The organism is Anaerovibrio slackiae (assembly GCF_009695585.1).
Lineage (GTDB): Bacteria > Bacillota > Negativicutes > Selenomonadales > Selenomonadaceae > Anaerovibrio > Anaerovibrio slackiae.
In genome coordinates this window covers 1-12,360 of record NZ_VUNR01000010.1, presented here as the reverse complement: position 1 = coordinate 12,360, position 12,360 = coordinate 1, and the positions used below count along the sequence as shown (strand labels likewise).

The following is a 12,360-nucleotide window of genomic DNA, read 5'->3' as shown; positions in this document are numbered from 1 at the left end:
TATCAGAATATCAGATTTCCTGCGGCTTGATGCCGGACTCATGCATGAAATTGGACAGCTTCAGCACATCCTGCATCAAATCCTTGTAGCTCTCAGGCGTCAGGGACTGAGGCCCGTCAGACAATGCCTTGGCAGGATTTGGATGCATCTCAATAATCAGGCCGTCTGCACCGGCAGCCACAGCTGCAATGCTCATAGGCTTCACCATGCGCCACTTGCCTGTACCATGGCTCGGATCCACCACAATCGGCAGATGGGAAAGATGCTTGATAGCAGCTACAGCACTCAGGTCAAGGGTATTTCTGGTATAGGTCTCATAGGTACGGATACCACGCTCGCAGAAAATAACCTTGCTGTTGCCCTCGCTCATGATGTACTCCGCTGCATTCAGCCACTCATCCAGGGTAGCGGACAGGCCCCGCTTCAGCATAACAGGCTTGTCAATGCGGCCAACTTCCTTCAAAAGGCGGAAGTTCTGCATGTTGCGGGCACCAATCTGCAGCACGTCTGCATACTCGGCAACTACCGGCACTGCCTCCACCTCGGTAACCTCGGTAACAACCTTCAGTCCGGTTGCTTCACGGGCAGCTGCCAGATACTTCAATCCCAGCTCCTCCAGTCCCTGGAAGGAATAAGGGGAAGTCCTAGGCTTGTAGGCACCGCCGCGGATAAACTGGGCACCGCCGGCCTTGGCAATCTGAGCCGCCTCCAGGAGCTGCTCCTTGGACTCAACAGCACAAGGACCTGCCATAACCACCAGGCTGCCATCACCTATTTTGATGCCGTCCACATCAATTACGGTAGGCTGCGGATGGAACTCACGGCTTACCAGCTTGTAGCTCTTGGAGATGTTCACCGTCTTCTCCACGCCCTTGAAGGACTCCACGTTCAGGCAGCACATCTTGGCCTTGTCACCGATAACGCCTACAATCTTCTGCGACTCGCCCTCCATAACCTTGGCAGTCAGGCCCAAATCCTGCACTGCCTCAATAACTTCCTTGATACTCTCTGCACTTGCATCAGGATGCATAATAACAACCATAAAAATCCCCTTTCTATCACAGCCTGCCCGCAGCAGGCTCCGTTCCTTGGAACAAAATATACATGCCTCTTAATTGGCGGCCCTGAACACAGGAAACTCTCCCGGCTGCCGGAGCCAGATGCTCTTGCGGCGGATGCCCTGCAGGGCTCCCTCCAGATTTTCCAGCCGCTTCGGTATCTCCACATCCAAAAAGAAGATATACTCCCCCAGCCCGGTCCGGGCAGGCCTGGACTCAATCCTCGTCAGGTTCACATCCCGGGTGGCAAGCTCCATCAGTATCTCACAGAGCCGCCCGGCATCCTTGCCGTCAATCTGGCAAATCAGCAGTGACTTCTCCGCCCTGCCATAATCATCCTCCAGCCTTGACCGCTTGTCCTTGCTGACCAGCTGATAAAACCGGGTACAGTTGTTGTCCTTGTCCTCAATATTGGCTGCCACCAGCACCAGGCCGTTCAGTTCACCGCCCCGCCTGGTGCAGATAGCCGCCCAGCCATCCAAAGGCTCAGATTCGGCCACCAGCTTTGCCGCCATTGCCGTGCTTGCCACTGCCTCCAGCTCTGCCAAAGGATAATTGCAGCGGATAAAATCCCTGCACTGGGACAAGGGCTGGGAATGGGATAAAATCTTTCTGATAGGCACCCCCTCAACCTCTGTTTTTTTCACCATGAGGTTGTTGTGCACACCCCAGATAAGCTCCCGCACCACGCAGAGATGGTCGCTGCCAGCCAGGGTATCCAGGGTAATGTTGATAGAGCCCTCAATGGAATTTTCCACAGGCACCAGGCAGGAATCCAGTACCCCCTGCTCCACGGCATGAATCGCCTCGTAAATATTGCCGCAGGGTACCAGCTCATAACGCACCGGCAGCAGGCTGTTCAAATAAATAGCCGCCGCTTCGCTGTGGGTGCCCGGAGGCCCCAAAAATCCCATCTTGCTCATCTGACATGTCTCCCATACACACTACTGCGCTATTGCCGCCAGCCATCCCGAAAAGATACTGGCACTAAGGCACCTTATATTATATCTTATGATTTCGTATGATTCAAGAATTGTTTTCAAATTGTTTTCAGATTATCACCAATTTTTTCAGATTGAACCATGCAAAGACTTTTTCTGTAGCTGCTCCACCGCAGCCAATACTTAAATTTCGCCCCTGTCTATCAGCCCGATAACATATGCCGCCAGATGCTCATCACAGGTAACCCCCACAATATCTGCCGCTGCCTTGGTATCCTCGTGGGCGTTGCCGGAGGCCACGCCTGTATCTGCCATCTGCAGCATGTAGGTATCGTTGCCATAATCCCCCTGGGCAATAATCTTCCTGCCCCTGTTCTCAGGCAGCTGGCGCAGGTATTTCAGCATGTGCCCCTTGGAAGCCTCCTTGTCCACAAACTCATAGCAGACATCCGCCGCAAAAAAGTTGTTGGAAATCTCGTCCATGCCCATCTTCCTGGCCTCTGCCACCATCTGGCGGATAAGTGACAGCTCACCGTGCACCATGATTTTCAGCCATTCCTTGTCCGTCACCTCAGACAATGGGCAGAAAATATGCTCATAAGTAGCCTTCTCCCACAAAGGGTCTTCCAGATTAATCTGGCTGACCACATAGCAGACCTCTGCCGTAAACACCTGAGTGCACAAATCCGGGAAATTCTCCACCACAAAGGCCGCAAAATCACGCCATTTCTGCCCCTGCAAGGTCACAGCCTTTGTAATTTTATCCTGCCTGTAGTCATAGAGCATGGCTCCGTTAAAAAACACGCAGGAGGTATTTATCTCAATCCCCTGCAAAAACTTACGGGTGTCCTCCGGCGTCCTGCCTGTGGCAACGCAGAAATTGCCGCCCCCCTCCGTAAAGCGCCGCAAAGCCTCCCGATTCTCCTGGGAAACCTCGCGCTTAGAGTTGAGCAGTGTCCCATCCATATCCGAAATCAGCACATAATCACTATATTTACCCATCAAACTGCCTCCTAAAAACTAAATCTCAAACTGCTCGCTTGACCACAGCATACTTTCTCACAAGCGTACACAATTGTACACTATTCCACAAATATATACCACTATTTTACCATCATACAACACTGTTTCACAAGTCAATGCCGGTGCCCCTTTTCATTTCGACAATTTCAGCTCCCGTTCCTGCATATACCGCTTGGGAGATACCTGCAAATACTTCTTGAACACCTGGCAGAAATTCTTGTACTCCCCGAAGCCCGTGTACTCCGCCACCTCGTAGACCTTGTACCTGCCATCATCCAGAAGCTTCAACGCCTCCTGCAGCCTGTACCTTGCCAGAAGGGTGCCAAAGGTATGGCCGGTGACCTCCTTCAGCTTGCGGCTCAGATAGCTGGTACTGACCTGCATGGCCTCAGCACAATCCTCTATGCTGAGCCTTGAGGCATATTCCACCTGGATTTTCTCCAGCACCTGCCGCACATAGGCATTCAGCCCCTCCTGTGCCAAAAGCTCCTGCCAGTCCACCAGCGTCTCCGCCCCGGCATCATCTGCGCCGCCGCCATGCCCCCCGGCCTCCCGGGGTGCCATTTCCTCATGGAGCCTGGCCAAAACCTTTGCCAGCTCCCCCTCATCCACCGGCTTCAGGAGATAATCACAGGCATTCAGCCGCACCGCCTGCCTGGCATACTCAAAATCCGCATAGCTGGTGAGGAACACCACCTTGACTGCCGGATGCTTCTCCGCCAGCACCTTTGCCATATCCAGCCCGTTCATGCGGGGCATCCTGATATCCGTCAGCACCACATCAGGCCGGGCTGCCGCCACTATCTCCAGCCCTTCCAGGCCATCTGCCGCCTCGCCAACCACCTGCGCCCCCATGGACTGCCAGTCTACCGTATACGCCAGCCCCATGCGGATGATTTCCTCATCCTCCACAATGGCTATTTTCAGCACATTGCCACCCCTTTTCTTTTATTAATACGATGCCGGAGCATCTGTGCACCATCCATATCACAGGCATTCTTAAAATCTACGCAGAATTTTACCTCTATTCATAAAATTGAAGCTTTGCATCAATCTCTTTGGCAATAACATCGACACCTCTATACCCTTCATTGATTATATAAACAAAATAATCGCTCTTATATGTGTACTCTTTTATCTTGGAGCGATTCAATTCCGGCTGTAAGCTACATATCAAAGCACTTTCAATGTCATCCAAAACCTCCGGGGGAAATTCATTCTGTATAATACCAAAACGCACATACATATTTCCACGCTTGTCAGCCAGTTTATACTGGGTATGTTCAAAAATACGCTGTTCGAAGCTTCTCTCAGTCTTGCCTATATACAAAAGCTTCTCCTTCTGCGGTTCAGAAGTTTTCTCGCCCCAGACACGAGAAATCGCATATACACCATTATATTCCTTAAACTTTGCATTATCGATATTCTCCAAAAGCACTGGATAACTCCATTTAATGCGTATTGTATGTTTTCTCATTATTCATTCCCATTCTTTAACAGCTAATAATTCCTTATTTCCTGCAACAGTCGATGTCCTCATCTATATTCTTTGCAGTAAGCTAATCCGCACCGTTCCAAAGCTCTCACGTCAATATTATAAACCAAATCACCCAGATAATAAACTTATTATAGGCTAAAAAATACTCTCTCACGTAGCACTAAATGCTATCTGACTGCTACGTACTACTAATAAGATAAAGATAACTGTCGATGGCGAATTATAATCTTTTTATGTCGTAACTTCTGTAAAGCCATCAACAGAAAAACTGACACTTCCCATAGTTTTACTGAAAAAATTTTTTCATAGAATAAAAATTAAGTGACCTTACAAAGCAATCGTGTTAAAATTATCATTGAGTTAGTACAATAAAAAAGTCTATTATAGCTTTTTACCTAAGAACATATATAGGATATAAGGGGCACAGAACATGAATGGAGTTATGGACACATTTATAGAAGCCACCAAAAAGCTTCATAGCAAGAGGTATCAATCACACAAGTTTTGTTATGATACTCAAAATAATTCAGTAGTAGAATATGATTCTGACCAGGAAGTAGAATGGGAAGAATATGGCGAATCAGAGCATATAAAAAAGGCAAAAGATTTGACAGGGTTGGTAGAAATACTTCGGAATTCTCAAGAAGAGTCATGGTTCAAATACTTTTTAGATGGGTCAAGGCACACTTACAAAATTGATGATATAGCTTTAAGAGAAAATGTCTATCCAATATTGGCAGGACAAGTAGGTATTAGCTGTTGCAAACGTGTTAATAAAAAAATGATGACAGAGTTTTTTGAACGAAAACTTGTTATTTGTATTCCGACCGGTGCCATTGTTAGCAACCTGGTAATATGTCAACAGGTTTTCTCAAAAGTTTTTGAAGCAAATTCTTGAAATAAAGTGCACTTAACAAACCTTCAGGATTATAAGCAAAAATCCCAAAGGCATGTTTGTAAATATTATGCTTGGCCTACTCTGTTTCTGGAGTAGAGCTGATTCCTGGCCAGCAATCCAAAAATCAACTTTATGGCTTTACGAGCTGTGAGAGCGAGTGCACGTTTATGCTGATGGGTTTTCACCTCAGCGTATTTCTTGGAGTAATATTCCCCGTATTCGGGGCAATGGATTCTAATATGGCTGGTCGCTTCCAGTAGATAATATCTAAGATAGGAGTTACCGGCCTTGCTCATGGGTGTATCATCAGCTTTGAACTGACCGGATTGGTTTTCACGCCATACCAGGCCAGCATACTTGGCTAACGATTCCTGAGATTTAAAAATGTGTATGTCTCCGATTTCAGCCATGATTCCTGCAGCCATAACCGGGCCAACGCCAGGGATAGACTGGAGCGACAGGAAAGCATTTGGATTGAGCCCTTTAATGGTTGTTTCGATAGCCTTATTAACCTTCTTGATTTCCGCATTGTATGTAGAGATCATGGTGAAGGATGAGGCGATTGCGACTGTAAGAGGCTCATACAGACACTTATCCAGACGATAGGAATTTCTTGCAGCTGCCTGCAAGAGATTGGCTGTTTTCTGAGGATCTGTAAATCTATTGCGGCCTTTCTCGCAGATGAATTCAACAAGCTTTTCCATAGGCATGTCAACAATCTCTTCAGTAGAGAGGAATTCGGTAAGAACCGCAGATGCTGTAGCTCCGAACTCATTGGAGAATGGCTGCTCCTCTGCATCCAGCATGGTAAATTCGCTGAACTTGAGGAATATATTAGAGAGCATGTAGGTCTTTTCCCTTGTAAGGGCTTTGACCAGATGAAGGCGATGGCGTGTCAGCCTTTGCAAAGCGAGATACTGGCAACCGCGCCATGGTTTAGTAGTAATCCTGCCAACACGGGCAAAGTCGGCAATGATGAATGCATCAACGTAGTCGTTTTTGCCAAGCCCAATATAGGACTTCTTGTAGTTGGCAATACTTTTAGGATTTAAACAGTACACTTCGGTGTGAAATGGCATAAGGATGCGGCATGTAGACAAGTAATTGGCGATATGCACTCCATAAAAGGATGTAGATTCCAAGCTGATTACAAGTCTACGAAGACCACTTTCAGGTGTAAAAAACTCTGATATTTTCTTAGCCATTTTCTCGGCACCTGGCTCATTATTGGGCACTGCAAAAGATGCAATTGGCTTAGTGGATTCAAAGTCCATGAGGGCCACAACATTTTCCCTTGAGCTGATGTCAATACCGACAAATAGAGTAGAAAGAAGATCCGCCTTCTTCAAAGTAAACACCACCTTTCCGGCTAGTGATGGATGATGGGCAAGGATTATCCTGATCTTAATCGCTGACTGCACCCTCGCTAATAAGCAGTCACCTGTGAGAGTAATGCTTGCTGGTAGTGCTCTCGCCCAGGGCTGCAACACCTGTGTAAGCAGTATTTGACGATTAAGGCAGGCGTCAAGCTAATTAAGCAGTCATACAAAGATGCTGCGAGGAGTGAAAGACGTTGCCTTTGCCGCATAATCTCTTTGATTATTGTAGCATCAGGAAATCCAATTTCATAGAAAAATATTTAGTTGTAAAAAGAAAAATAAGTTTTGCATACAAGGCGGATATCTTGCTTACAAAACTTATTATACGAGTGAGTTTAACAAAGATATCGAAGCAACCAAACTTTTAGGAAAACTGAACCAAAGTACAAACTTAACAAAGAGAAATTTAAAATTAGACGATATCCTTCTCTATAATCTTGATAGGGGCGAAAAGTTTGAAAATAAAGGAATTGCAAAAATTCAAGATTATATGATTGAACAAGAGAAAAAAGCAGTTTTAAAATTAGTAAAAGAGGGAAAAATAAGAGATGATGCGTATTTAATCAAAGATGGCTCCTTGGAATATAAGGCAACCAATAACAGAAGTATGGATTTGACGGATGCCAAAATGAAAAATGCGTACCAATATGTTATTGGAGTTTCTAAATCGTTTAATCCAACTATGTGTCAAGTGAAGGGCGGAGGTACAAATTCCAGCATTGTTGCAGGATTGAAAAAGAACGAAAGAACACCTGCTTATTGTTACCGCTCTAAAATTTCAGGTGAAGGAGTATCTTTCTGTGTTTGGTATTTAAGACTTAGAGATAGCAAATATACAAAAAATGTTTTCGATGGTATTGTAAAAATCGAAAAACTTATTCAGGAAGATGAAAAACAAGATGGCATAGATTCAGAGATTATAGACAGAATTTCTGCATGGCTTTTGTTGGAAAGAAACCCTGTTGCTTATGGCAAAGATGGCAGATGGGCAAATCACTTGTATCCTGTATATGTGACAGAATTATTTGCTAAAAGTAAATACATTTTTAATGATACTTTTTTAAAACTGTTTTAAGGGGAGAGAATAGTTATGCCAAACAAACCAATCGGTAAAGTTATTGCCACAGAAAAAGTTCCTACTACAATAGATAGTTTTCACTTTTGGACACAACCTGAAACCATTTTACGCCCATTTGATGTTGTGAAAGTTAAACATTTAAATGACAGTACAACTTATGGTGTTATTGAAGAAATTTCTCATATTACTGACTCCGCAAGCTTTTTGAGCAGTTTTATTTCCAATGACTTTGGTGATACAGAAATTGAAGATTCTACTTATCGAATTGGTATGAACTATGTCAAAGTAAAAGTTGTAGGAAATTCACATAATATAGATTCTCCTGTCATCAGTAACTCAAAGGTATATTTGGCTAACAAGGATGAAATTATCACCGCTTTAGGCTTAAATAAAGTAAAGAATCCTATTGTATGTGGTTATTTGGAAGTACACGATAAAGATAATCATGGCAAAAAAGAGATTTTACCTGTTCATTTGAGTGCCGACTTCTTGATTGGACCAGAAGGGGCTCATTTGAATATTAGCGGCATTTCAGGCTTAGCTGCCAAAACATCCTATGCTATGTTTCTGTTAAAAGCTATCCAGGACAAATATATTGCTGATGCAGAAAATACTATTGATGATGAAGATGAAGATAGTAACGGCGTAGCAATTGTTGCTTTTAACGTAAAAGGAAATGACCTTTTGGCAATAGATGAAATGAATGACTTTAAGCAAAGCATGTGCGACAGAAAAACTGTTTTGAAAAAGTATGAAAATCTTGGTTTAACGCAAGAGGCATTTAAAAACGTAACTTACCTCTATCCTGCATCTGACCATAACCATAAAAACAGCTTTGTACCACCTGAAAGATTGAAAAGGCAAAAATCACAGAAAAAGGCATTTGAGTACAAGTTTGATTACAACAAAGACAAACAAAACTTAGATATGATGTTTTCTAACATTGATGACCCAAATCAGACAATTGATTCCATTATTAACTACATTATTAGTGGTCAGGGTGGTTTTAAAAACATTCAAGAATGGCACCGCTTCATAAATGAAGTTGAATCCATGCAGGAAGCAGGTGGAGGTTCAAGCAAGAAGGATAAAGAAATTCCGGTATTATCATGGCGTAAATTCTATCGTTTAATAAAAAAATCTATCTCTAATAATGTTCTGTTTGGTTCAACCCAAGATGGAGAAGCTCGTATTGGCGATATGATAAAAAACATTAACGCTAATGATGTTTATGTAATTGACATAGCAAAACTCGATTCTGATATGCAAGCATTCGTCTTCGGTACAACAGTTAGAGAAATTATGGATTATCAGCTTAGCGTAAAACCTGAACCAAAGGATGGCAAAAAGCCACCTTCTCGAATCATAATCTTTATGGACGAGCTTAACAAATATGCACCTTCCGAAGGTGCTAAAAATTCACCTATTTGCCGCCAGATTTTAGAGGTAGCAGAACGTGGCCGTTCTTTAGGCGTAGTTTTGTTCGGAGCAGAGCAGTTTATGAGTGCTATCCACAATAGGGTTTCAGGCAACTGCGGTTCTTTCGCTTATGGAAGGACAAACGCTATTGAAGTTTCCAAGTCAAACTACAAGTATATACCAAAGGTTTATCAAAACATGATGACACGTTTAGAGCCAGGACAATATATGATTCAAAGTTTCTGTTTTAACTCTTTATTAAAAATACGATTCCCTGAACCTATTTACAAGCAGTTTAAATAAAAGATGGAGAGATATTTATGAGCAAGATTGGCAAAGGTGTCTTGGAAAATCTGACACAGGCAATGTATGATGATTCACGAATTGTTTACAGAGAGTATTTGCAAAATAGTTGTGACCAAATAGATGTTGCTAAAGAGAAGAACTCTTTTCCTGATGAAAAATTAGAAGTTATCATTACCATAGATGAAAAAAAACGTAATATTTTTATAAGAGATAACGCTAATGGTATTTCTGTAAAAGAAGTAGAAAAACGCCTGGGTGACGTTGCTGATTCTGAAAAAGTACAGGGACAAAATAAAGGTTTTAGAGGTATTGGCAGATTAGGTGGCATTGGTTATTGTAATGAACTTAGATTTATTACAAGTTTCCGTGGAGAAAAAGTAGAAACCACAATGATTTGGAACGCAAAAAGGCTACAGGAAATCTTTTGGGATTCTAAAAATCATATGTCAGCAGAAGCTATTTTAGACGAAATTATTACTTATGAAGCAAAAGAAGCAGATGAAGATGCTCATTACTTTGAAGTTCAAATGCTTGGAATTACAGAAGGAAATGATAAATTACTTGACTATAAGGATATAAAGCAGTATATTTCAGAAGTTGCCCCTGTTGATTTTAAGAAAACATTTCTATTCAGAAGTGAAATTTACAATTTTGTAAAAAACAATGAAGAAGTTCCACCTATTCATTGTTATGATATAGGCATCAGAAGACAAGATGGTGAATTGAACTATATTTCCAAAGAATATCCTAATGCCATTTACAAGATGGCAGGCAAAGAAAAAAAGAGATTAGATGACATAAAAGGCGTACAGACCGATATCATATATGACACTAAAGGAAACCCCATTGCTTGGATTTGGTATGCTATTTCTTCCTTCAAGGGGGCAATAAACGATATGGGCAATCCTTACAAAGGGTTGAGATTAAGACAGTTTAATATTCAGATTGGCGATAAAACTACTTTGGTAAAATTTTTTAAAGAAACTAGAGGCAACAGTTACTTTATGGGAGAAATTCATACGATTTCGCCAAAGTTGCGTCCTAATGCCCGCAGAGATTATTTTAATGAAACAATAGAAGTTAGAGAATTGGAAGATGCGTTAAGAGAGTATTTTAAAGGCTTGTCAAAACTTTATAAAGCCGGTAGTGAAATCAATAGTAGCTATAACAACATTGATAAAGCTGAAAAGTTACAAGAAAAGTATAATGAAAGTTTACAAACCAGATTTATTTCACCTGAAAACAAAAACCAAATGGAAGCTGAATTGGCTAAAGCAAAAGAAAAAGCCAAGGAAGGGTTAGCTACAATAAAAAAGTATAACACGAAAGCTAATAAAGATAAGAACTCTGCCGTAGCCAAAATTGTCAATGCCATAAAGAGCGACAAAAATGTAGATATGGATAAAGTTGAAGAAGCTTTTGGTTCCTACAAGACTATCAATGAAACAAATACTTCTACTGAAACTGAAAATCCTACCACAACTACTAATGCTACAAAAGCTACACATCCTTCAAAAAAATACACAACTACACAACCAACAGATAAAAAAGAAAAAACTAAATATTTAACAGAAGAACTTTCTTGTTATGATAAAAAGACAAGAAAAATCATTTCAAGAATTTATGATGTAATTTACAAAAATATGATTGCGGAAGAAGCAACAGATTTGGTAAGAAAAATACATGAGGAGCTAAAGAACAACAGATGAAACGTAAAATACTACTTATAGAACCAAACTATAAAAATAAATATCCACCATTAAGTCTTATGAAATTGGCGACTTATCACAGAATGCTTGGGGACGAAGTAGTTTTTTACAAGGGTACAGATAAAGATTTTGCCATTAATGAAACCATGAAGTTACTGTTGGAAAATTTAAACAACAATGAGCCAACAGTAAGGTGGAACACTCTTTGGGACGAACTTGTAGAATACATTACAAAAGGTGGGCAGCAGAAATTAGACAGTTTATTAAAATATTCTCAATATCCTCTAGTAAAAAGAACACTGGAAGCATATAGAAAATATTTTCATCAGAAAAAGTATTTGCAATACCCACAGTGGGATAGAGTTTGCATAACAACTTTGTTTACCTTCTATTGGCAGAAAACCGTAGATGCGATAAATTACTACAAACAGTTTTGTAAAGATGAAAGTCAAGTTTTTGTTGGTGGTATTGCCGCTTCTGTTGTCCCAGAAGAGATTGAAAAAGAAACAGGCATCAAACCTATCGTAGGATTATTGGACAAAGGTGGAGAGCTTGATGACAACGATATCATCATAGAGCAATTACCATTAGACTATTCTATATTGGAAGAGATAGATTATGTTTATCCTGAACATGATGGATACTATGGTTACATGACAAGAGGCTGTGTTAATCACTGTGCATTCTGTGTTGTGCCAAAACTTGAACCTGAATATAAATCTCACATTCCTTTATTGAATCGAATACAAGATACAAGGGAGCGTTTCGGAGAAAAAAGACATTTGTTATTGTTGGATAATAATGTCTTTGCATCTAAAGATTTTGATGCTATCATAGATGAAATAAAAGAAGTCGGCTTTATAAAAGGAGCAAAATATGTAGCACCAAATTATTATGAGATTGCTATTAGAAATTTGAGAAATAACTTGGAGTTAGAATATAAATAGTACAAGTCAAAATGAGAAATCCTAAATAAGTTCATGACATGGTACAATATATGTACCTATCTTGAGGAGGATTTCAGAATGGCTAAACAACATGACAAACAGTT

General features: G+C 41.5%; 11 protein-coding genes. 5 read left to right on the top strand and 6 right to left on the bottom strand.

What is annotated here, in order from left to right; all coding sequences use genetic code 11:
* Window positions 1-10: 10 nt before the first annotated feature.
* From aroF to FYJ84_RS06405, 5 genes are all read right to left on the bottom strand, one after another.
* The gene (aroF, locus tag FYJ84_RS06425; protein ID WP_154406774.1) at window positions 11-1,042 is read right to left on the bottom strand and encodes a 3-deoxy-7-phosphoheptulonate synthase; all 1,032 of its coding nucleotides are present in this window, start codon (window positions 1,040-1,042) and stop codon (window positions 11-13) included.
* A 69-nt stretch (window positions 1,043-1,111) separates the two neighbouring features.
* Window positions 1,112-1,981 carry a prephenate dehydratase gene (gene pheA / locus FYJ84_RS06420; RefSeq protein ID WP_154406773.1) on the bottom strand — a complete coding sequence of 290 codons (870 nt, stop codon included), beginning with the start codon at window positions 1,979-1,981 and terminating at the stop codon, window positions 1,112-1,114.
* Window positions 1,982-2,182: 201 nt separating this feature from the next.
* Window positions 2,183-3,001 (bottom strand): HAD-IIB family hydrolase, encoded by an 819-nt coding sequence (locus FYJ84_RS06415; RefSeq protein WP_154406772.1) that lies wholly within the window; start codon window positions 2,999-3,001, stop codon window positions 2,183-2,185.
* Window positions 3,002-3,154: 153 nt separating this feature from the next.
* Window positions 3,155-3,952, bottom strand: a complete 798-nt coding sequence (locus FYJ84_RS06410) for a response regulator transcription factor (protein ID WP_277009071.1) — start codon at window positions 3,950-3,952, stop codon at window positions 3,155-3,157.
* 94 nt (window positions 3,953-4,046) lie between these two features.
* A complete protein-coding gene (locus FYJ84_RS06405; RefSeq protein WP_154406771.1) occupies window positions 4,047-4,454 on the bottom strand; it encodes a hypothetical protein in 408 nt (135 codons plus the stop codon).
* 496 nt (window positions 4,455-4,950) lie between these two features.
* Between FYJ84_RS06405 and FYJ84_RS06400 the strand changes: the two genes are divergently transcribed.
* A complete protein-coding gene (locus FYJ84_RS06400; RefSeq protein ID WP_154406770.1) occupies window positions 4,951-5,418 on the top strand; it encodes a hypothetical protein in 468 nt (155 codons plus the stop codon).
* A 65-nt stretch (window positions 5,419-5,483) separates the two neighbouring features.
* On the opposite strand, the gene FYJ84_RS06395 is transcribed toward FYJ84_RS06400, so the two are convergent.
* Window positions 5,484-6,776, bottom strand: a complete 1,293-nt coding sequence (locus tag FYJ84_RS06395; RefSeq protein ID WP_328596346.1) for an IS110 family RNA-guided transposase — start codon at window positions 6,774-6,776, stop codon at window positions 5,484-5,486.
* Between the two features lie 511 nt (window positions 6,777-7,287).
* Here FYJ84_RS06395 and FYJ84_RS06390 point away from each other — a divergent pair.
* The 4 genes from FYJ84_RS06390 to FYJ84_RS06375 are packed head-to-tail and all read left to right on the top strand — an operon-like array spanning window position 7,288 to window position 12,256.
* The gene (locus FYJ84_RS06390) at window positions 7,288-7,872 is read left to right on the top strand and encodes a hypothetical protein (protein WP_154406768.1); all 585 of its coding nucleotides are present in this window, start codon (window positions 7,288-7,290) and stop codon (window positions 7,870-7,872) included.
* 15 nt (window positions 7,873-7,887) lie between these two features.
* Window positions 7,888-9,597: an ATP-binding protein gene (locus FYJ84_RS06385; protein WP_154406767.1), complete on the top strand. Its 1,710-nt coding sequence runs from the start codon at window positions 7,888-7,890 to the stop codon at window positions 9,595-9,597.
* Between the two features lie 17 nt (window positions 9,598-9,614).
* Window positions 9,615-11,309, top strand: a complete 1,695-nt coding sequence (locus FYJ84_RS06380) for a hypothetical protein (protein WP_154406766.1) — start codon at window positions 9,615-9,617, stop codon at window positions 11,307-11,309.
* Window positions 11,306-12,256 (top strand): hypothetical protein, encoded by a 951-nt coding sequence (locus tag FYJ84_RS06375; RefSeq protein WP_154406765.1) that lies wholly within the window; start codon window positions 11,306-11,308, stop codon window positions 12,254-12,256. Before FYJ84_RS06380 ends, FYJ84_RS06375 begins: the two co-directional genes overlap by 4 nt.
* Window positions 12,257-12,360 lie beyond the last annotated feature (104 nt).